The organism is Microbacterium sp. SORGH_AS_0454, from assembly GCF_031453395.1.
Lineage (GTDB): Bacteria > Actinomycetota > Actinomycetes > Actinomycetales > Microbacteriaceae > Microbacterium.
In genome coordinates, this window is record NZ_JAVIYS010000001.1 from 3,361,329 (window position 1) to 3,381,737 (window position 20,409).

At 69.9% G+C, this 20,409-nt stretch carries 21 protein-coding genes; 5 read left to right on the plus strand and 16 right to left on the minus strand.

Annotated features, from left to right (window positions below; all coding sequences use genetic code 11):
• Positions 1-65: 65 nt before the first annotated feature.
• The 5 genes from QE454_RS16180 to infC all read right to left on the minus strand — a co-directional run bounded on the left by QE454_RS16180 (position 66) and on the right by infC (position 3,109).
• The gene (locus QE454_RS16180) at positions 66-824 is read right to left on the minus strand and encodes an amino acid ABC transporter ATP-binding protein (RefSeq protein ID WP_373459405.1); all 759 of its coding nucleotides are present in this window, start codon (positions 822-824) and stop codon (positions 66-68) included.
• Positions 825-899: 75 nt separating this feature from the next.
• Positions 900-1,697 (minus strand): RNA methyltransferase, encoded by a 798-nt coding sequence (locus tag QE454_RS16185; RefSeq protein ID WP_210071858.1) that lies wholly within the window; start codon positions 1,695-1,697, stop codon positions 900-902.
• A gap of 112 nt (positions 1,698-1,809) precedes the next feature.
• Positions 1,810-2,193, minus strand: coding sequence for a 50S ribosomal protein L20 (gene rplT, locus QE454_RS16190; protein ID WP_056227445.1), 384 nt, complete (start codon positions 2,191-2,193; stop codon positions 1,810-1,812).
• Between the two features lie 29 nt (positions 2,194-2,222).
• Positions 2,223-2,417: a 50S ribosomal protein L35 gene (rpmI, locus tag QE454_RS16195; RefSeq protein WP_013583375.1), complete on the minus strand. Its 195-nt coding sequence runs from the start codon at positions 2,415-2,417 to the stop codon at positions 2,223-2,225.
• 47 nt (positions 2,418-2,464) lie between these two features.
• Positions 2,465-3,109: a translation initiation factor IF-3 gene (gene infC, locus QE454_RS16200; protein ID WP_144782047.1), complete on the minus strand. Its 645-nt coding sequence runs from the start codon at positions 3,107-3,109 to the stop codon at positions 2,465-2,467.
• 227 nt (positions 3,110-3,336) lie between these two features.
• Here infC and QE454_RS16205 point away from each other — a divergent pair, with 227 nt between their 5' ends.
• Positions 3,337-3,762 carry a DUF1844 domain-containing protein gene (locus QE454_RS16205; RefSeq protein WP_373458847.1) on the plus strand — a complete coding sequence of 142 codons (426 nt, stop codon included), beginning with the start codon at positions 3,337-3,339 and terminating at the stop codon, positions 3,760-3,762.
• 297 nt (positions 3,763-4,059) lie between these two features.
• Here the strand turns inward: QE454_RS16205 and QE454_RS16210 are convergent, their stop codons facing one another.
• From QE454_RS16210 to QE454_RS16235, 6 genes are read right to left on the minus strand one after another with little or no spacing between them, the layout of a single operon-like run.
• Entirely contained in the window at positions 4,060-4,860 is an 801-nt protein-coding gene (locus tag QE454_RS16210; protein ID WP_307459668.1) for an SseB family protein, read from the minus strand.
• On the minus strand, positions 4,844-5,590 hold the full coding sequence (priA, locus tag QE454_RS16215; RefSeq protein WP_210071861.1) for a bifunctional 1-(5-phosphoribosyl)-5-((5-phosphoribosylamino)methylideneamino)imidazole-4-carboxamide isomerase/phosphoribosylanthranilate isomerase PriA: 747 nt from the start codon (positions 5,588-5,590) through the stop codon (positions 4,844-4,846). Before priA ends, QE454_RS16210 begins: the two co-directional genes overlap by 17 nt.
• Positions 5,591-5,636: 46 nt before the next feature.
• Positions 5,637-6,287 (minus strand): imidazole glycerol phosphate synthase subunit HisH, encoded by a 651-nt coding sequence (gene hisH / locus QE454_RS16220; RefSeq protein ID WP_210071862.1) that lies wholly within the window; start codon positions 6,285-6,287, stop codon positions 5,637-5,639.
• Complete coding sequence (gene hisB, locus QE454_RS16225) at positions 6,284-6,898, minus strand: imidazoleglycerol-phosphate dehydratase HisB (RefSeq protein WP_210071863.1); 615 nt, start codon at positions 6,896-6,898, stop codon at positions 6,284-6,286. The genes hisH and hisB overlap by 4 nt, the downstream gene beginning before the upstream one ends.
• Complete coding sequence (locus QE454_RS16230; protein ID WP_267786642.1) at positions 6,895-7,989, minus strand: histidinol-phosphate transaminase; 1,095 nt, start codon at positions 7,987-7,989, stop codon at positions 6,895-6,897. The genes hisB and QE454_RS16230 overlap by 4 nt, the downstream gene beginning before the upstream one ends.
• 46 nt (positions 7,990-8,035) lie before the next feature.
• The gene (locus QE454_RS16235) at positions 8,036-8,386 is read right to left on the minus strand and encodes a LysM peptidoglycan-binding domain-containing protein (protein WP_307459666.1); all 351 of its coding nucleotides are present in this window, start codon (positions 8,384-8,386) and stop codon (positions 8,036-8,038) included.
• A gap of 258 nt (positions 8,387-8,644) precedes the next feature.
• Here QE454_RS16235 and lexA point away from each other — a divergent pair, with 258 nt between their 5' ends.
• Positions 8,645-9,334 carry a transcriptional repressor LexA gene (gene lexA, locus QE454_RS16240; RefSeq protein ID WP_210071866.1) on the plus strand — a complete coding sequence of 230 codons (690 nt, stop codon included), beginning with the start codon at positions 8,645-8,647 and terminating at the stop codon, positions 9,332-9,334.
• A 97-nt stretch (positions 9,335-9,431) separates the two neighbouring features.
• Positions 9,432-11,318 carry a prolyl oligopeptidase family serine peptidase gene (locus QE454_RS16245; protein WP_307459663.1) on the plus strand — a complete coding sequence of 629 codons (1,887 nt, stop codon included), beginning with the start codon at positions 9,432-9,434 and terminating at the stop codon, positions 11,316-11,318.
• A gap of 131 nt (positions 11,319-11,449) precedes the next feature.
• Here the strand turns inward: QE454_RS16245 and hflX are convergent, their stop codons facing one another.
• Positions 11,450-12,967 (minus strand): GTPase HflX, encoded by a 1,518-nt coding sequence (gene hflX / locus QE454_RS16250; RefSeq protein WP_210071868.1) that lies wholly within the window; start codon positions 12,965-12,967, stop codon positions 11,450-11,452.
• 86 nt (positions 12,968-13,053) lie between these two features.
• Between hflX and QE454_RS16255 the strand changes: the two genes are divergently transcribed.
• Positions 13,054-13,698, plus strand: a complete 645-nt coding sequence (locus QE454_RS16255; protein WP_210071869.1) for a class I SAM-dependent methyltransferase — start codon at positions 13,054-13,056, stop codon at positions 13,696-13,698.
• 130 nt (positions 13,699-13,828) lie between these two features.
• Here QE454_RS16255 and dapF read toward each other — a convergent pair whose 3' ends face one another.
• From dapF to miaB, 4 genes are read right to left on the minus strand one after another with little or no spacing between them, the layout of a single operon-like run.
• The gene (dapF, locus tag QE454_RS16260; RefSeq protein ID WP_210071870.1) at positions 13,829-14,683 is read right to left on the minus strand and encodes a diaminopimelate epimerase; all 855 of its coding nucleotides are present in this window, start codon (positions 14,681-14,683) and stop codon (positions 13,829-13,831) included.
• Between the two features lie 37 nt (positions 14,684-14,720).
• Positions 14,721-15,170 (minus strand): GNAT family acetyltransferase, encoded by a 450-nt coding sequence (locus tag QE454_RS16265; RefSeq protein WP_307459659.1) that lies wholly within the window; start codon positions 15,168-15,170, stop codon positions 14,721-14,723.
• A complete protein-coding gene (gene miaA / locus QE454_RS16270) occupies positions 15,167-16,096 on the minus strand; it encodes a tRNA (adenosine(37)-N6)-dimethylallyltransferase MiaA (RefSeq protein WP_307459656.1) in 930 nt (309 codons plus the stop codon). Before miaA ends, QE454_RS16265 begins: the two co-directional genes overlap by 4 nt.
• Entirely contained in the window at positions 16,093-17,640 is a 1,548-nt protein-coding gene (gene miaB / locus QE454_RS16275; RefSeq protein WP_210071873.1) for a tRNA (N6-isopentenyl adenosine(37)-C2)-methylthiotransferase MiaB, read from the minus strand. The genes miaA and miaB overlap by 4 nt, the downstream gene beginning before the upstream one ends.
• Before the next feature lie 197 nt (positions 17,641-17,837).
• Here miaB and QE454_RS16280 point away from each other — a divergent pair, with 197 nt between their 5' ends.
• Entirely contained in the window at positions 17,838-20,393 is a 2,556-nt protein-coding gene (locus QE454_RS16280) for a LuxR family transcriptional regulator (RefSeq protein WP_307459652.1), read from the plus strand.
• Positions 20,394-20,409 lie beyond the last annotated feature (16 nt).

The following is a 20,409-nucleotide window of genomic DNA, read 5'->3' on the forward strand; positions in this document are numbered from 1 at the left end:
GGGGGGAACGGTGCGTATGCGGTCGGCGGAAGAACCTCCTCGTTCATCGCCGTCAGGGGAAAGCCTCAGTGCGTGATGAGCTTCGAGAGGAAGTCCTTGGCACGGTCGGACTCGGGGCGGGTGAAGAACTGCTCGGGCGTCGCCTGCTCGACGATCTGCCCGTCGGCCATGAACACCACGCGGTTCGCGGCCTTACGCGCGAAGCCCATCTCGTGGGTGACGACGATCATCGTCATGCCGTCCTTGGCGAGGCCGACCATGACGTCGAGCACCTCGTTGATCATCTCGGGGTCGAGAGCCGAAGTCGGCTCGTCGAAGAGCATGACCTTCGGCTTCATCGCCAGCGCACGGGCGATGGCCACACGCTGCTGCTGTCCACCCGAGAGCTGGGCGGGGAGCTTGTCGGCCTGGTGGCCCACGCCCACGCGATCGAGAAGCGCACGCGCCTCTTTCTCGGCATCCGCCTTCTTCATCTTGCGGACCTTGATGGGCCCGAGCGTGACGTTCTCGAGGATCGTCAGGTGTGCGAAGAGGTTGAACGACTGGAACACCATGCCGACGTCGGCACGCAGTTCGGCCAGGCCCTTCCCCTCTTTGGGAAGCTCCTTGCCGTCGATCGTGATCGACCCGCTCGTGATGGTCTCGAGACGGTTGATGGTGCGGCACAGCGTCGACTTGCCGGAACCCGACGGGCCGATGACCACGACGACCTCGCCGCGGTCGACGGTGAGGTCGATGTCTTTCAGAGCCTGGAACTGCCCATAATGCTTCTGGACGTCGGAGACGACGACCAAGGGCTCGGTCTTCGGGGGAACGGATGCCATGTCCTCACCCTATGAGGATGCTGGGCGCCCGACCACATTCCTGCGCACGCCTTAACCGTTCTGTAACAGCGGGGGTCAGCGTGCTCGCTGTGCGAAAGCCGTCTCGTAGAGGCAGACGCTCGCCGCGGTGGCCAGGTTGAGGGACTCGGCGCGACCGTAGATCGGCAGACGCAGAGCGAGGTCCGCCTGAGCCAGGGCGGACTCGTCGAGACCGCGGGCCTCATTACCGAACAGCCAGGCCGTCGGCTCCGACAGAAGCTCTCGGGATGCCAGGAAATCGGTGCCCTCGACATCGGCGGCGACGATGCGCAACCCCGCCTCGTGAGCGCGGGCGACGACGTCCGCCAGCTCGAGATCGACAGCGATCGGCAGGTGGAAGAGCGAGCCGGTGGTCGAGCGTACGACCTTGGGGTTGTAGGGGTCGACGGTCCGGCCGGTCAGGATCACGGCGTCGGCTCCCGCGGCATCCGCGGCTCGGATGATCGTGCCCAGATTGCCGGGATCACGCACTTCCTCGCAGATCGCGACCAGGCGAGGCTCCCCCGCCAGGATGTCCTTCAGCGCGGTGGGCGCCTGCCTCGCCACCGCGACGATCCCCTGCGGCGTGACGGTGTCGGCCATGGCGTCCAGAACCGCTTCGGTGGTGACCTGCAGGTCGACACCCGCCTGCTCGGCGGCATCGCGCACGTCGGTGTGCTTGTCGAGAGCGGCAGATGTCGCGTACACCTCGAGCACGGTCTCGGGCGCCCAGGCGAGCGCCTCGCGCGCGGCTTGCGGACCTTCGAGCAGGAACAGGCCTGTCTCCTGGCGGGCAGCGCGCTTGCTGAGCTTCGCCACGGCGCGCACCCGGGGCGAACGGGGGTTCTCGAGCACGACCCCAGTGTATGGCGCAGACGGAATGCTTTCCCCACGCCGCGCGAACGACTCGCGGGAACGATGAAACGGGCGCCCTCCGAAGAGGACGCCCGTTTCGAGAAGACGTGTCTTACGCGGTCTTCGCAGCGTTGACGTCGGTCGGCAGCGCGGCCTTCGCGGTCGCGACGAGCGACGCGAACACGGCGGGCTCGTTCACGGCGAGCTCGGCGAGCATGCGACGGTCGACCTGCACACCCGCGAGGCCGAGGCCCTGGATGAAGCGGTTGTACGTCATGCCGTTCGCGCGCGAAGCGGCGTTGATGCGCTGGATCCACAGACGACGGAAGTCGCCCTTGCGCTTGCGACGGTCACGGTACGCGTAGACCAGGGAGTGGGTGACCTGCTCCTTGGCCTTGCGGTACAGGCGCGAACGCTGACCGCGGTAACCGGACGCGCGCTCCAGGATGACGCGACGCTTCTTGTGGGCGTTTACTGCCCGCTTGACTCTAGCCATTTCTCATTCTTCCTAACGTGCGTCGGCGCTCAGAGGCCGAGGAGCTTCTTGGCGACCTTGGAGTCGCCCTTGGCCAGGACCTGCTCCTGGTTGAGGCGACGGGTGCGCTTGGAGGCCTTGCCCTCGAGGTTGTGGCGCATGCCGGCCTGCTGCTTCATGAGCTTGCCGCTACCGGTGAGCTTGAAGCGCTTCTTGGCGCCCGAGTGGGTCTTCTGCTTCGGCATCTGTCTTCCTTCGTTGGGGTTCCCGCCGGAGCGGGAGTCGGGGAGCTTTACTCGGCGGACGCCGGAGCAGCTTCGTCTGTGGGTGCCGAGTCGCCTCGAGCGGCGCTACGCGCGGCTTCACGGTTCGCCGTGCGCTGCGCGTTCTGCTCGGTCTTGACCTCGGACTTGTTCTTGTGAGGGGCGACCACCATCACCATGTTGCGGCCGTCGATCGTGGGGTTCGACTCGACCGTGCCGAACTCGGCGACGTCTTCGGCGAACTTGCGGAGCAGACGGACACCCTGCTCGGGACGCGACTGCTCGCGACCACGGAACAAGATCATGGCCTTCACCTTGTCGCCCGCCTGGAGGAAGCCCTCGGCGCGCTTGAGCTTGGTGATGTAGTCGTGAGCCTCGATCTTCAGACGGAACCGGACCTCTTTGAGGACGGTGTTCGCCTGGTTACGACGCGTCTCTTTGGCCTTCTGAGCGGCCTCGTACTTGAACTTGCCGTAGTCCATGATCTTGACCACGGGCGGCTTCGAGCTCGGCGCGACCTCGACCAAGTCGAGGTCCGCTTCCTGGGCCAGGCGCAGCGCAGCTTCGATTCGGACGATGCCGACCTGCTCGCCGTTGGGTCCGACGAGACGGACCTCCGGGACTCGGATGCGCTCGTTGGTGCGGGGATCGCTGATGCGGAACTCCTCTTTCATACGGGTGGTGGCCGCCGCGATCCATCGGAATCGCGGGCGAAGAGGAGAGACACGCCACCCGGCACGGTGCTTTCGGCACCGGCTTCTGCACCCAGGCAACCCCGTGCGAAACGGAGCGGAGTGCGGGAACCCGGTAGCCTGGAGCGGCAAGCGCGGGTGGGATGTGATCCTCTTTCGTACGGAGTGAAACACTCCGAAGCCCGCCATAGTCTAGCAGAGAGATTCACGTGGACACGATCCCCTCCGACCAGCCCGCCCACGACCAGGGCACACACCGCCACGGAGCCGAAGACGAGCGCCTCGCCCGCTGGGAGGAGCAGGAGCGTGCAGCCTCTTCCGCCACGCGTGACATCGCCGATGTCCCCGCCGTCGAGGTCATCACCACCGCCGCGGTCCACCTCATGAGCGCCGCCGCGGTCAAGACCGGACTCGCCGACGACCCCGGCCAGCAGCTCGACCTCGACGAAGCCCGCAAGCTCATCAACGCCCTCGCCGGCCTCATCACCGCCGGAGCTCCCGAGATCAGCGACATGCACGCCCGCTCCCTGCGCGATGGCCTGCGGTCGCTGCAGTTGGCTTTCCGCGAGGCGTCGACGATTCAGGATCCGATCGGCAAGGGCCCGGGCGAGAAGTGGACGGGGCCCGTCACGTAAGTCTGTCGCTCTGGGGTACCGGGCTTCGTGATGCCCCCTTCCCAAGGCAAGAGCGGGGCCCCTTCCCCGATTGCCTGGGGAAGGGGGCATCACTGCGCGCTGTGCCGCAGGCCACCTCTTCCGTGACACCCGAGGGGTATGGGAGCGGGCGACGCCCCGGCTGCTGTCACGAGCACAGGGGATGCCACGAGGACAGGGGTCCGGACGCCGGGGTGGCCTGTTCTCGACGCACCGTCCTGTTGCGGTGACGGTGCTGGGGTCAGGACTCGGTGCTGGGGTCAGGACTCGGTGCTGGGGTCAGGACTCGGTGCTGCGGTGGAGCTTGACCGTCAGGGAGTCGACGAGGACAGCGATCCGATCGTCCGCCGACCAGCGTCGCGCCAGACGCGCCAGCGTGGCATCCAGTTCCTCCTGCTCGAGGCCGGACATGAGCTGAAGATGCACGACGAGTTCAGGCCCGCGCAGACGCCCGGTCGGGTCTCCCGACTCGACGGCGAGATCGAGGACGGCCAGCTCTCCGGCGATGCTCTCGTGAAGCCCGGTGAAGATCGAGGGCGAGGTGTGCGCCGGCTCCCAGGGCTCGCCCTGAGCGATCGCCCACACCGCCGGACGGCGGATGACGAACTCCGTCTCTGACGCGGGATCGACGACGATGAGTTCGGTGTCCTCCGATGCCGCCGCCAGCGCCGTGCGCCGTCCGTCGGCGGGCACCGGCCGTGCGGTGGCATCCCACGTCTGCAGAGCCGTCACCGAGGTGAAGACCGGGAGCACTTTGCGACCGTCGGGCGCGGCTACCGTCACGATCGACAGTTCCTGGGTCTTGTCGACCTCGAGGCCGTGCGCGCCGATGCCGTGGTCGCCCTTCTCCGCCACCAACGGAATGAGCAAGCGCGCGTCGCGATAGGCGTCGACGACGGAGCGGGCATCGCCCTCGCCCGCGCGGAACGTCAGGAGCGCCGCCAGCAGCGCCGGATCGGCGGATCCGGCGTCCCCCGAGTGGGGGTTGGCCGAGAAGCTCCGGCCCTCCCACGGGACGCCTGCGGAATCCGCGTGGGCGCCGTGGGCGTGGCCGTGGGGATCGTCAGTGTCCGGCGACATCCAGCGCCTCGGCCAGGGTGAACTGGCCCGCGTAGAGCGCCTTGCCGACGATCGCGCCCTCGACACCGAGCGGGACGAGCTCGCGCAGGGCCGCGATGTCGTCGAGGCTCGAAACGCCGCCCGAGGCGACGATCGGCTTGGGAGTGCGCTGCGTCATCTCACGCAGCAGCTCGATGTTGGGGCCGCGGAGAGTGCCGTCCTTCGTGACGTCGGTGACGACGTATCGGCTGCAACCGGCGTCTTCGAGGCGCTCGAGCACCGTCCACAGGTCGCCGCCGTCACGGGTCCAGCCGCGCGCGGCGAGGGTCGTGCCCCGCACGTCGAGACCGACCGCGATCGCCTCGCCGTAGCGGTTGATGACGTCGGCGGCCCACTCGGGATTCTCGAGGGCCGCGGTGCCGAGGTTGATACGGCTCGCGCCGCTCTCGAGAGCCGCCTCGAGGGAACGGTCGTCGCGGATGCCGCCGGAGAGCTCGACCTGCACGCCCTTGACCTGCTTGATCACCTTGCGCATGACGCTGGCGTTGCTGCCGCGACCGAAGGCGGCGTCGAGGTCCACGAGGTGGATCCACTGCGCGCCCTGCCGGGCGAAGTCCGCGGCGGCGTCGACGGGATCGCCGTAGCTGGTCTCTGTACCGGCCTCACCCTGAGTCAGACGGACGGCCTTGCCGTCGGCGACGTCGACCGCGGGAAGCAGCACAAGTTCGGGCGTGGACGCGAAATCGTTCATGGCTCCTCGCACCCTTCGGCGCATCTCGCCGAGCCGGGGCACGAGGTCACACAGTAGTCGTGCGCAGCCCGTCGATCCAATTGGCGAGCAGACGGATGCCGGCTTCGCCCGACTTCTCCGGGTGGAACTGGGTCGCCGACAGGGGGCCGTTCTCGACGGCCGCCAGGAACGGCGCCCCGTACGTGCACCAGGTCAGAACGGGCTGGGGGAACGGCGGGGCGACCTCGAGCGACCAGTCCTGCGCCGCGTACGAGTGCACGAAGTAGAACCGCTCCTTCTCGAGGCCGTCGAACAGGCGTGACCCGTCACCGGGTGCCACGGTGTTCCAGCCCATGTGCGGGAGCACCGGCGCCTCGAGCTCCGCGACGGTTCCGGGCCACTCCCCCAGGCCGGGGGTGTCGGCGCCGCGCTCGATACCGCGCGCGAACATGACCTGCATGCCCACGCAGATACCCAGGACGGGGCGACCGCCCGCCAGACGACGATCGATGATCTCGCCGCCCCGGCTGTCGTTCAACGCGCCCATGACCGCACCGAACGCGCCGACGCCGGGGACCAGCAGCCCGTCGGCGTCGAGCAGCAGAGAACGGTCGGAAGTCAGCCGCGCGTCGGCTCCCGCCTCGATGAGCGCCTTGACCGCGGAGTGGACGTTGCCCGAACCGTAATCGAAGACGGCGACGACGGGTCTCCGCGTCACAATGCGCCCTTGGTGCTCGGGATGCCGTCGACGAGGGGGTCGAGAGCCTTGGCCTGGCGGAAGGCACGCGCGAGCGCCTTGTACTCGGCTTCGGCGATGTGGTGCGGGTCGCGCCCACCCAGAACACGGACGTGGACGGTCAGTCCGGCGTGGATGGAGAGCGCCTCGAACGAGTGACGCACGAGCGACCCGGTGAAGTGACCGCCGATGAGGTGGTGCTCGAAGCCCGTGGGCTCGCCGGTGTGCACGAGGTAGGGACGACCGCTGATGTCGACCACGGCCTGCGCGAGGGCCTCGTCGAGCGGCACGAGAGCGTCGCCGTAGCGCGCGATACCGGACTTGTCGCCGAGCGCCTGACGGATGGCCTGTCCGAGCACGATCGAGGTGTCTTCGACCGTGTGGTGGGCGTCGATGTGGGTGTCACCCGTGGAGCGGACGCGCAGGTCGGTCAGGGAGTGCTTCGCGAACGCGGTGAGCATGTGGTCGAAGAACGGCACGGTCGTCGAGATGTCGCTGACGCCTCGACCGTCGAGGTCGAGCTCGAGCTCGACGCGGGACTCGCTCGTCTCCCGGGTGATCGAAGCGGTACGGGGCGAGGCGGGGCCGGTCATGATCGCGATCCTACCGAGGCGAGCGCGTCGAGGAATGCGGTGGTCTCGTCGGCCGTTCCCGCGGTCACGCGGAGGTGGTGGGCGATGCCGACGTCTCGAATCAGGACACCCCGGTCGTACAGCGCCTTCCAGGTGGCTGCCGGGTCGTCGACACCGCCGAACAGGACGAAGTTGGTCCACGACTCGTGGGCCGTGTAGCCCAGCGCCGACACCGTCGCCGAGATGCGGTCGCGTTGCGCCACGATGTCGTCGACCATCGACAGCATCGTCTCGGCGTGGCCGAGAGCCGCGGTCGCCGCCGCCTGCGTGAGAGCACTCAGGTGGTACGGAAGACGGACCAGGCGGAGAGCGTCGACCAGCGCGGGGTCGGCCGCGAGGTATCCCACCCGGGCGCCGGCGAAGGCGAAGGCCTTGCTCATGGTGCGCGAGACGACCAGCCGCGGGCGGTCGGGGAGCAGAGAAACCGCCGACGGCTCGTCCCGCGGGGCGAACTCCTCGTACGCCTCGTCGACGATCACGATGCCGTCGGTGGCGTCGTACACCGCCTCCACCACATCGAGGCGCAGAGGCGTTCCCGTCGGGTTGTTCGGCGCACAGAGGAAGACGACGTCGGGCCGCTGCTCGCGCACCTGCGCCGCAGCTGACGCGGGCGAGAGGGTGAAGTCGTGCTCCCGTTCCCCGGTGACCCAGCGCGCACCCGTGGCGCGCGTGAGGATCGGGTACATGGAATAGGTGGGAGCGAAGCCCATCGCCGTACGGCCGGGGCCACCGAAGGCCTGCAAGATGTGCTGGAGCACTTCGTTCGAGCCGTTGGCCGCCCAGATCTGTTCGGGGTTCAGGCCGTGCCCGAGGTATCCCGCAAAGGCCTCGCGCAGTCCGGTGAACTCGCGGTCGGGGTACCGGTTGACGTCCCGAAGCGCTCGAGCGACGGCGTCCAGGATGTCGTCAGCCACCTCGGACGGAACAGGATGCGTGTTCTCGTTCACGTTGAGCGCCACGGGCAGTGCAGCCTGCGGGGCTCCGTACGGGGTCATACCCCGCAGATCGTCGCGAAGAGGAAGGTCGTCGAGGCGTACGGTCACCTCACCCATCGTAGGCGTCGAGCGGAGTCGAGGCGCACGAGCCGCGACCCGCCGTTCAGGCCGCGGGGGCGTACTCGGCGGGGATCGCGATGCGCTGACCCGCTGACACCGAGCCGCCGGGCAGAGCGTTGAGGCGCGTGATCTCTGCCACCACGTCGCGCGGGTCGGCGGAGGGGGCCACGTCTTCGGCGATGGACCACAGGGTCTCGCCGCTCATGACGGTGATCTCGGTGAACGAACCGGCGGGAGCGCCGGCGTCGCCGGAGGCGAGGGCGGATCCGCCACCGACGATCGCCACGGAGAGCACGGCGACGATCGGGAGGGAGATAAGGAACGCCACGACACGGCGGCCGCGCGCGGTGATGCGCAGGCGAGTGGACGGGGCGGTGAGGGCGATGCTGCTCATGATGTGCTCCTTGGTGGGGAGAGATTCGCACCCCACCCTCGGCCGGGAGGGCGGTGGTGCGAATCTGTATTCCGAATCTATATTCGAACCTGTTCGAGTGTCAAGACCTCGTGTATCGCAGACGAATCGAACGCGACACGCGTGGGCCTCCGTATCAATCGGGTCGTCGACCGGATACGGTTTCGACACGGAGACCTCATCACCAACCTCCGACATTCGAATTTCCGCCGTGGTTTGCGCGGCGCGAGGGGAGCACAGATGACCGACGCGACGACCGCCGCCGGCCGCGAACGGCCGCAGACCCGGCGGCGCAAGAATCTCAGCGACAAGCAGCTGGCGATCCTCGAAGTGATCCAGCGATCCATCGCGCGGCACGGGTACCCGCCGAGCATGCGCGAGATCGGCGACGCGGTCGGACTCAAGTCGCTCTCGAGCGTCACCCACCAGCTCAACCAGCTGGAGCTCAGCGGCTACCTTCGCCGCGACCCCGGCAAGACGCGAGCGATGGAGGTGCTCATCGACCTCCCCGGCGCCGCCGCGGAGAACCCCGCCGACGCCGCTCCCGCCCTCGGCGACGCCGCCCTGGTGCCCCTCGTCGGTCGTATCGCAGCCGGCGTGCCCATCACGGCCGACCAGCAGGTCGAGGAGATCTTCCCCCTCCCGCGCCAGCTCGTCGGCAAGGGGGAGCTGTTCATGCTCAAGGTCTCGGGCGAGTCGATGATCGACGCGGCCATCTGCGACGGCGACTGGGTCGTCATCCGTTCGCAGGCCACGGCCGAGAACGGCGAGATCGTCGCCGCCATGCTCGACGGCGAGGCGACGGTCAAGACCTTCCGTCGGCGCGACGGCCACACGTGGCTGCTCCCCCGCAACAGCGCGTTCGAGCCGATCCTCGGCGACGAGGCCGTCGTCCTCGGTCGTGTCGTCGCGGTGCTGCGTACCGTCTGAGCCCGACGACTCGAGGCCGGATGCGCACCGAGAGGTGGCATCCGGCCTCTTCCGTTCTACGCGGGTGGATGTCGTAGGCCCTGCCTAGGCTGGGGTCATGGCTGACACCCTCCCCTACGGTTCCTGGCCCTCCCCGATCACGCCCGAGTCCGTCGCGCAGGCGTCACCGCGCGTCGACGGGGCTCGGCTCGTGGGCGACGAGATCTGGTGGGGCGAGTCCCTCCCCCACGAGGCCGGTCGTGTCGCGGTGAAGCGTCGCCGGGCCGACGGCTCCGTAGAGACGGTTCTCCCCGCACCCGCCAACGCCCGCTCCGCCGTCCACGAGTACGGCGGCGGCGCGTGGACCGCGTCCGACGATGGCGAGCTGTACTACGTCGAGAAGACCGACCAACGCGTGTACGCGCTTCGCCCGGGCGGGACCGCGCGACCCCTCACTCCCGCCGACGACGCCGTACGCCACGGCGGCCTCCGCTGGGAGCACGGGGGGCTCCTCGCCATCCGCGAGACACACGGCGCGTCCCGCGTGCCGCGCCGCGAGATCGTGCGCATCCCGCTCGACGGGGCGACGGAGGTGCTCGCCGAGGGCAGCGACTTCCTCGCGCAGCCCGCCCTCTCCCCCGACGGCCGTCGTCTGGCATGGATCGCGTGGAACCACCCCGACATGCCGTGGGATGCCACGACCCTCCGTGTCGCCGACCTCGAGACGGGGGTCATCCTCGACGTGGCCGGCGGGGAACGACGCGCACCGCTGCAGCCCGTCTGGATCGCGGACGACGAGCTGCTCTACGCCGACGACCCCGAGGGTCGCTGGAACCTCTTCCGCCGTCCTCTCGATGGCGACGCCCAGCCCCTCGCCCCGGCCGATGCCGACACCGGCGGAGGTCTGTGGGTGCTCGGCACCCGCTGGTTCGGCGCAGCCGCCGACGGACGCGTCGTCGCGGTCCGCACGAACGGGGCGGACGAGATCGTCGAGATCGCCCCCAGCGGCGTGCGCCCGATCGTCGTGCCCGTCGTCGCGGGGGCCGCGATCGACGACGTTCGAGGCTCGCGCGTCCTCGTCTCGGGGTCCGACGCCCGCGGACGCTCGGGGCTCTGGCTCGTCGACCTCGAATCCGGCGCGGTGGAGCTCGTCACCGGCGGTTCCGGCTCGTGGGGAGACGAATGGATGCCGGCAGCCCGCGCCCTGTCCACCGACGGACCCCATGGCCCGGTGCACGCCTTCGCCTACGCCCCCACCAACCCCGGCGTCGCGCCGATCGCGGGCGAACGCCCGCCCTACGTCGTACTCGTCCACGGCGGACCCACCTCGCACGTGGGCCCCGCCCCCTCGGCGAAGACGGCGTTCTTCACCAGTCGCGGTATCGGCGTCCTGGACGTCAACTACGGCGGCTCTACCGGGTACGGCCGCGCGTACCGAGACCGGCTGAGGGGCCAATGGGGCGTGGTCGACGTCGACGACGTGGCGGCCGCCGCATCCGCCCTCGCCGAGGCGGGGCTCGCCGACCCTGATCGCCTCGCCATCGCGGGTGGCTCGGCGGGCGGCTGGACGGTGCTGGCTGCCGTGACCCGCACCGACGTGTTCTCGGCCGGCATCTCGCGCTACGGCGTCGGGGACGCCCGGGCCCTGGCGGAGGACACGCACGACTTCGAGGCCCGCTACCTCGATGGCCTCATCGGGCCCCTGCCCGAGGCCGAGGCGGTGTACCTCGAGCGCTCGCCCCTGGGGCTCCCGGAGCTCTTCCGCGTACCCCTTCTCATCCTGCAGGGCTCGGAAGACCGGGTGGTCCCGCCGTCGCAGGCCGAGGCCATCCGCGATGCTCTGACCGCACACGGCGTGCCGCACGCCTACGTCCTCTACGAGGGCGAGGGACACGGGTTCCGACGGTCCGAGACGGTGATCGATTCGCTCGAGCGCGAACTCGGCTTCCTCGGCGCGGTGTTCGGCTTCGAGACACCGGGCACTCCGGCGCTCGAGCTCGGCTGAGTCCGCGCAGGACGCAACGGACGCAGACGTCGCTGCACGCGGAACTGCCCCGCGTCCGCGGGGCACCGCTCCCCCGGGAAGAGGCGACGGGCCCCGCGCCTACGCGCGGGGGCCCGTGACGCCGCCTCGGGTCAGGCTCCGAATGCCGCAAGCTCCGCCGCGAGACGAGCGCCCACGTGCGCGTGCAGGAACGTTCCGCTCTCGCGGTGCTCCTGCGCCACGATGAGTCCGCTCTCGTGGACGGCTGAGACGAGGTCGCCACGGTCGTAGGGAACGACCGCCTGCACCTCGACCGCCGGCAGCGGAAGGGCGTCCTCGATCGCGGCGCGGAGCTCGTCGATGCCCTCACCCGTCCGCGAGGAGACGAACTTCGCGTTCGGCGCGAGCCCCCGCAGCACGAGGCGGTCGTCTTCGCCGACGAGGTCGGCCTTGTTGAAGACGACGATCTCCTGACCGAAGTTCGCATCGACGTCGCCCATCACGTCGCGCACCGTCATGAGCTGTGCGGCCGGGTCGGGGTGCGAGGCGTCGACGACGTGCAGGATGACGTCGGCGTCGCCGACCTCCTCGAGCGTGGACCGGAACGCCTCGACGAGCTGGTGCGGGAGGTTCCGCACGAAACCGACCGTGTCGGTCAGCGTGTACACGCGGCCGTCGCTCGTCTCGGAGCGGCGGACCGTGGCATCCAGCGTCGCGAACAGGGCGTTCTCGACCAGGACACCGGCGCTCGTGAGGCGGTTCAGCAGGCTCGACTTACCGGCGTTCGTGTACCCGGCGATGGCCACCGACGGGATGGTGTGCCGCTTTCGCTCGGCGCGCTTGGCCTCGCGAGCGGGAGCGAAGTCGCGCAGCTGCTTGCGCAGCAGCGCCATCTTCGTGCGGATGCGGCGGCGGTCGAGCTCGATCTTCGTCTCACCGGGTCCGCGTGAGCCCATACCGGCACCGCCGGCGCCGACCTGTCCACCGGCCTGACGCGACATCGAGTCACCCCACCCGCGCAGACGCGGGAGCAGGTACTCGAGCTGCGCGAGCTCGACCTGAGCCTTACCCTCGCGGCTCTTGGCGTGCTGACTGAAGATGTCGAGGATCACCGTCGTGCGGTCGATCACCTTGACCTTGACGACGTCTTCGAGGGCGCGCCGCTGGCTCGGGGCGAGCTCCGTGTCGGCGATCACGGTGTCGGCGCCGACGGCGGCGACGATGTCGCGCAGCTCCGCCGCCTTGCCGCGTCCGACATAGGTCGCCGGATCCGGATGCGGCCGGCGCTGCAGCACACCGTCGAGCACCACGGCACCGGCCGTCTCTGCCAGAGCCGACAGCTCGCGCAGGGAGTTCTCGGCATCCGCCTGCTCGCCCTGAGGGTGCACGCCGACGAGCACGACGTTCTCGAGGCGCAGCTGCCGGTACTCGACCTCGGTGACATCTTCGAGCTCTGTGGACAGACCTGCGACGCGGCGCAGCGCCGCACGTTCCTCGCGGTCCCACTGATCACCGTCGGAGTCGCCGCCGTAGGCCGTGGTCACGTCCTGGAGCGCTTGAGCGGCGCCGAAGACCCGGACCCCGCGGTGCGCTTCGGCGCGCGAGAGCACGCGGTCCACCGGATCCACCGGAGACGCGTCGGTGCTCGGGGGTGTGGTCTGTTCGGTCATGGGTTCCTTCCGTTCGCGGTGTTCCCGCGTGTTCTGGCACTTTATCCGTCCCCGCGGTGCGGCGGACGGTCGGATATCCTGGCGTGATGGGGAGCGAGCACTACTTCAGCGCGTCGCCGTCGAGTCCCGAGCAGCTCCGCCACCTCCGCGTGACGCTGGCCGGTCGAGAGCTCGAGGTGGTCACGGCCGGCGGCGTTTTCAGTCCCGACCACGTCGATGCCGGCACATCGGTGCTGCTCGCGAACACCCCGCCCCCTCCCGCCGGCGGGCACTTCCTCGACCTGGGGTGCGGGTGGGGTCCGATCTCGCTGTCTCTGGCGCTCGCCTCACCGCACGCGACCGTCTGGGCGGTCGACGTCAACGAGCGTGCTCTCGATCTCGTAAGACGCAACGCCGATTCGCTCGGCCTCGACAACATCAACGCCGTGCGGCCCGAGGATGTTCCCGACGACGTCTCGTTCCGCACCATCCGATCCAACCCGCCGATCCGCGTCGGCAAGTCCGAGCTGCACGGCATGCTGCGGCACTGGATCCCGCGCCTCTCGGAGCGCAGCGACGGCTGGTTCGTCGTTCAGCGCAACCTGGGCTCCGATTCGCTGCAGCGCTGGCTGGCGGCGACCTTCCCCGACGGCTACGGCGTACAGCGCGCCGCCACCGGCCGGGGCTTCCGTGTGCTGCGCGTCCGCAAGCACGGCTCGCCGCCGAGCGAGCTCATCGACGTCGTCTCCTGACGGCGCGGCGATCCGCCTCGCCGAGACCGGATGCCAAGATCGCGCCTCTCACGCGAGACCACCCGACCGCGCGAGCCTCGGTCGTATCCCCTCGCGCCGATCGCGCATGCCCAGGACAGGGCGGCGCGCCTCAGGCCAGCGCGACCTCGCCCGTGAAGACCAGCGACGCGGGACCCGACAGGTAGACGCGACCCTCGGACACGCGCACACCCAGCGTGCCGCCCGGGGTATCGACCACCCAGGAGTCGGGTGCGGCCGCCCCGGCCCAGTGGCGCACGGCCAGAGCCGCCGCGGCCACGCCCGTACCGCAGCTCAGCGTCTCGCCCACACCGCGCTCGAACACGCGCAAGCGGATCGCCCCGACCCCGTCGCGCACGAGCGGGTCGGCGGGGACGACGAACTCGACGTTCGCGCCGTGACGGGGCGCCGGGTCGAGCACCGGCTGATAGGCGAGATCGAGACCCTCGAGTTCGGCGTCCGACGAAAGGGCGACCACGACGTGCGGATTGCCCACGTCGATACCCACCCCCGGTCGCGCGACCGGCAGACCCTTGGCGCGCACGAGGGTCTCGTCGCCCTCGATCGCGTAGACGCCCAGGTCGACCTCGTAGCCGCGGTCGCTGCGTGTCAAGGTCTTCACTCCCGCGCGTGTGCCGATGCGCAGGCCCCCGTCGAGCGAGGCGAGACCGGTGTCGCTCAGGTAGCGCGCGAACACGCGGGTTCCGTTGCCGCACATCTCCGCCTTCGATCCGTCGGCGTTGCGGTAATCCATGAACCACTCGACACCCGCGGCAGCGGCATCCGCCCCCTCGTCGATCGCGGCGCACCGCACGACGCGCAACAGGCCGTCGGCCCCGATACCGAAGTGACGATCGCAGAGCACGGCGATCTGCGCGTCCGAGAGGTCGAGTTCGCCGTCGGGGTCGGCCACCACCACGAAGTCGTTTCCGGTGCCGTGGCCCTTGGTGAACGCGAGAGTCGCCATGCGCCCAGTCTAGGGAGGGGCGACGTCCGTTCGTCGCTCAGGCCGAGGGCGACGGCCCGCCCGGCCCGTCGACAACGAGCCGCTTGCCGGTCGCCCACGTGTCGAAGGGCTCGTAGCCGAGCGCGTCGTAGAAGCCGCGTGCGCCGGCGTTGTCAGGACGCACCATGAGCTGCACCTTGGGGCAGCCCATCGACTCGAGCAGCCGCTCCGCCTCGGCGACGAGGATGCGGCCGATCCCCCGCCCGCGGTGCGAGGCCGCGGCCGCGAGGTAGTACAGCCAGCCACGGTGGCCGTCGTAGCCGGCCATCACACTGCCGACGACCCGGCCGTCGTCGACGGCCACGAGGAAGAGCTCGGGCTGGACAGCGAGCTTGCGGCGGATATCGGCGCGCGGATCGTTCCAGGGCCGCGTGAGACCCGCCTCTTCCCAGAGCGCCACGACGACGTCCTCGTCCGCCGGCGCGAACGCACGGATATCGATCGTCACGGTTCCTCCCACGGTCGGGATGCCAGGTGGCCGGCATCCACCGCCCGCGCATCGACCCACCGGGCCGTGTCGTACCGCCGGAACCACGACACCTGCCGACGCGCGTAACGCCGCGTGAGCGCCTGGGTCTCGGCGACGGCCTCGTCGCGGGTCAGCTCGCCCCGCAACTGCGCGAGGGCCTGCGCATAGCCGATAGCCCGCCCCGCGGTCGCGCCGCGCTCGAGGCCCTGCGCGCGCAGCTGCGCGACCTCGTCGACGAGCCCGTCCGCCCACATGCGCTCGACGCGCGCGTCGAGCAGCGGAACGAGCTCCTCGCGGGCGAGGGCGGTGGCCACGATACGGGTGTCCGGATGCCAGAACTCCGGCGCCTCGGGAAGGGCACCGCCGTGCGTCTCGCTACCCTGCGCCAACACCTCGAGGGCGCGGACGACCCGGCGGCCGTTGCGCGGATCGATGCGCTCGGCGGCCGCGGGGTCGGCCTGGCGGAGACGCGCGAACAGCACACCCGCACCGTGTCGCTCGAGCTCGTCCTCGAGTTCGGCGCGCAGCTTCTCGTCGCGCGGCGGGAAGCGGAAGTCCCACAGCACGCTCGAGACGTACAGTCCCGAGCCGCCGACGAGGATCGCGTCAGCTCCCCGCCGGTGGATCTCGCGGATCGCGGTGCGCGCGGCATCCTGATACCAAGCCACCGCGGCCTCGTCGGTGACCGCAAGGGCGTCGAAAAGATGATGCGGGATGCCACGACGCTCGGACTCGGGGAGTTTGGCGGTGCCGATGTCCATGCCGCGATACAGCTGCATCGCGTCGGCGTTGACGATCTCGACCGGCCGACCGCCGGCCGCCAGAGCCTCGGCGAGATCGAGCGAGAGCCCGGTCTTGCCCGTGCCCGTCGCACCGACGACGGCCCACAGGACCGGCGCGGTCACACGCCGACGCGGAGGGTGGGAAGGCCCAGCGACACCGCGCGCGGGGCACCGCTCTCGCCCGCCGGCGCCGGGATGCCGCAGGACTCGGCCTGCGACCGATCCCACGCGTCGCCCGCGCGCGTCCGGCGGATGCGCAGCGGTGCTCCGTCGGGCGCATCGGCGAGCAGATGGAAGGGCGCCGCGTGCGTCACCGTGACGGACACCACGTCGCCAGGGCGCGGGAGCGGCGAGCCCTCCGGCAGCTCGAAGTGCACCAGGCGGTTGTCTTCGGCGCGGCCGGTGAGACGGTGGGTCGAGGCGTCCTTCTTGCCCTCGCCGGCAGAGACGAGCACCTCGAGCGTGCGGCCGAGCTGCTTCTGGTTCTCTTCGGCGGCGATGCGGTCCTGCAGCGCGAGCAGACGCTCGTAACGCTCCTGCACGACAGCCTTAGGCACCTGATCGGCCATGGTGGCTGCGGGAGTGCCCTCGCGGATGGAGTACTGGAACGTGAAGGCGCTCGAGAAGCGCGCGGCCTCGACGACTCGAAGCGTCTCTTGGAAGTCCTCCTCGGTCTCACCGGGGAAGCCGACGATGATGTCGGTCGTGATGGCCGCGTTCGGGATGCGCTCACGCACACGGTCCAGAATGCCGAGGAACTTCTCGCTGCGGTACGACCGGCGCATCGCCTTGAGGATGCGGTCCGAGCCCGACTGCAACGGCATGTGCAGCTGCGGCATGACCGCGGGGGTCTCTGCCATCGCCGCGATCACGTCGTCGGTGAAGGCAGCCGGGTGAGGACTCGTGAAGCGGATACGCTCGAGGCCCTCGATCTCGCCCGCCGCCCGCAAGAGCTTGCCGAACGCCAGACGGTCGCCGAACTCCACGCCGTAGGAGTTGACGTTCTGCCCCAGCAGGGTGACCTCGATGGCGCCATCGTCCACGAGCAGGCGGATCTCGTTCAGGATGTCGCCGGGGCGACGGTCCTTCTCTTTGCCGCGCAGGCTCGGCACGATGCAGAACGTGCAGGTGTTGTTGCAGCCCACCGAGATCGACACCCACCCGCTGTGAACGGAATCGCGCTTCGTCGGCAGCGTCGACGGGAAGATCTCGAGCGACTCCAGGATCTCGAGCTCGGCTTCGCCGTTGTGACGGGCGCGTTCGAGCATGCCAGGGAGCGAGCCCATGTTGTGCGTACCGAACACCACGTCGACCCAGGGGGCCTTCTGCTGGACCGCGTCCTTGTCCATCTGGGCGAGGCAGCCGCCGACGGCGATCTGCATCCCGGCGTGCGCGTCCTTGCGTGATTTGAGGTGGCCCAGCGTTCCGTAGAGCTTGCCGGCGGCGTTGTCGCGCACCGCGCAGGTGTTGATCACCACGACGTCGGCTTCCGTGCCGGCATCCGCTCGGACATACCCGGCGCTCTCGAGCGAGCCCGAGAGCCGCTCCGAATCGTGCACGTTCATCTGGCAGCCGAACGTACGGACTTCGTAGGTGCGCGGACCGTCGACGCCGTGAGCGGCGATGGACGGCGCGATCAGCGTCGGGGTCGAGACAGGGGTGGTCATGATGCGAGCAAGTCTAAACGCCGCCCCTGCGACGGACGTCTGATCGTCCGCACTCGTCCTCCCGCAGTGGACGCACCGATCGGCGCTTATCGGGTCAAAGGATGCGCAATCGGAATGATGCCGCGCCCTCCTCATCGGTACCTTGGGGACACGTCAACGTCCGCGAGGTCTGCGGGCGGTCTCCGGGGGGAGAAATCATGGGGGAAGACCGTTCGACGAGGTGGTCGAGGGGGCTGGTCGGAACGGACCGGGATGCCGCGGCGCTGGCGCAGCGAGCGCGGAGCGGAACGTCGCTGATCCTGGCGGGACCGCGTGGGAGCGGACGCAGCTACTTTCTGCGCGCCGTCGCCGCTGAGCTGGAACGGGACGACGCCCTGGCTGTCGATCTGCGCACCTCCCCTGCGCTCACCCGCGTCGACTTCGGAGCGATCGATGCCTCCGGACACGCTGGGCTCCGCACTCTCGCGGACCGCAGCGCCACCACTGTCGTCGAGGGAGTGGTGGTCGTCGACGACGTCGACTTGCTCGATGCGGCGTCGGCGCGAGCTCTCGCTCGGGGCATCGCCGCCAACCGCGTGATCGCCGTGATCGGGCTGCGGACGGCGCGTGCTGGATCGACCGGTCTCCCCGACGACGTGGGCGTCGTCCGCCGAACCGTTGTCGACCTCTGGCTCGATGGATTCGCGCACCGGATCGACCTCGCCGACCTCAGCAACGACGACGCCCTCGACATGATCGACCTCTTTCCGGGAGCCGACGTTCTCGACAGCTCCACCCGTGCCGGGATCGTCTGGCGGGCCGACCGGTCTCGGACCCTTCTTCGACACCTCATCGTCGAGGCGATCGATGCCGCCCGAGCCGGACGCGACCCGCTGAGAGAGCTGCAGACAGTGGATCCACGCAGTCGGCTCGCCATCGCCGTGTCCGAACACGTCGCCGACTTCTCACCGGAGGATCTCGCGTGCCTCGCCGCGGTGCGGCGACTGCCTCACCTCGAGCTCGCGGTCGCCGCGCGACTGCTCGATGCCGAGAGGATTCAGGCTCTCGTCGCGAGGGGTCTCCTGCACGCCGACGCCTCCGCCGATCGCCGCCTCACTGCGAACGATCTCATCGCCCAGCAGGCGCAGAGGCAGCTCGGTGCGGCTCGGGTCGACGAGGTGGTGGAGTCGGCGGGACATCGCATGCTGAGGGAATCGGCTGAGTGGTGGAGTCCGGCTGTCGCCATCTCGGTCGCGGAGCGCTGGCACCGGCATGGGAGCTCCTCGTTAGGCGAGGCAGACTGCTCCCCCGCACTGCGCGCCCGTGTCGCGCTCGACGCTGTTCGAGAGGCCAACGACCGAGGTGACACCGCACGCGCGGCGGCGTACGCCGCTCGGGGCCTACGAGCGATGGAGGATCCCGAACTCCGACGGGAGGCGCATCTCGCCGCCGATCGGCCGGACCCGATGCCGGGGCCCGCCGAGATGACGAGTACCGACACACGGCGACGTGACGCGCGGTCCCGCGCGACACGACCTCCCCGCGGCACGACCGGCCACCGCGTCGCGGCGTCGACGCTCGCCGATGAGCGCGTCGACGTTCTGCTGCAAGACGCCGTTCACGCAGCCGCGGACATGGACTGGGCCCGGGCGGTGACCGCGACCGAGAACGCGCTCGCGGAGACCTCCGCGTCCCCGGCGGCTCGACTACGCGCCCTCGTCGCCGCGGGATCCGCACTGACGTTCCGGGGAGATTGGCGTCGAGCCCAGAAGCACTTCCGATCGATCGAGCGTGTCCTCGACGCCCGTCGATGCCCGGAGGGCATAGGGGTGCGCGACCGCCTGATGGCTCTGCTCACCATGCTCGCCTGCCATCAGATCGCCGGCGCCGACGGCACGGCAGTGCGCAAGCGACTCGAGGACGAGACGAGCATCGCCGTCCGAGAGGGAGAATCGGCGGACCTCTCGGTCGCTGGCGCCGCCTGCGCGATCGCATTCGCGTGCGTCGGTCGTCCCGAGGCATCGCAACGGGAACTCGCCTCTGCGCTTTCGCGGGAGTCGACGATGGTGCCTCCCTTGCACGCGGCCATGATCGAGCTCGGCGTGGCTGACGAGCTCGCCATGTCGGGCCGCACGAGGCAGGCTCGGGCGATCCTGAACCGCCTGCGAACGCAACCCGTGCCACTGCTGGTGCGCAGTCGACTGTATGTAGAGACGACCATTCTCACGGCGGAGGGACGGATCAACGGAGCGCGGCGAGCCGCCCGGGCCGCGGCCGACCTCTCGTGCGGGCGCTCCACCGCCGCGCTTCGCATTCGAGACCTGTTCCGGCTGGTGACCCTCGGAGAGGCCGAGGAGGGGGAGATCGACGAGCTCGTGCAGCTCGCCGCCACCACCGACCTTCCCCTCGCCTCCGCGGCCGTGCGCCGAGCGACGGCGCGCACCAGCGCGGAAGCGCGATCTCCGGTCGACGAGCTCCGACTCCACGACCTGTGGTCCGCCCCCGAGACACCCGCGGCGCGCACCGCCGTCGACGCTGCGCGCAGCACCTCGCGAGACACACCGACCGAGGCGATCGACGACCTCACGGCGCGCGAGCGCGAGATCGCGCTCCTGGCCGACGAGGGTCTGAGCAATCGCGATATCGCTCAGCGCCTGTTCCTGTCGATCCGGACGGTCGAGTCGCACGTCTACCAAGCGCGGATGAAGGTGGGAGCACCCTCGCGGCGGGAGCTCGGCCGTTTCGTGGCAGCGGCGTCCGGCGCCGGTAGCTGAGAGGCGGCGTCGACCA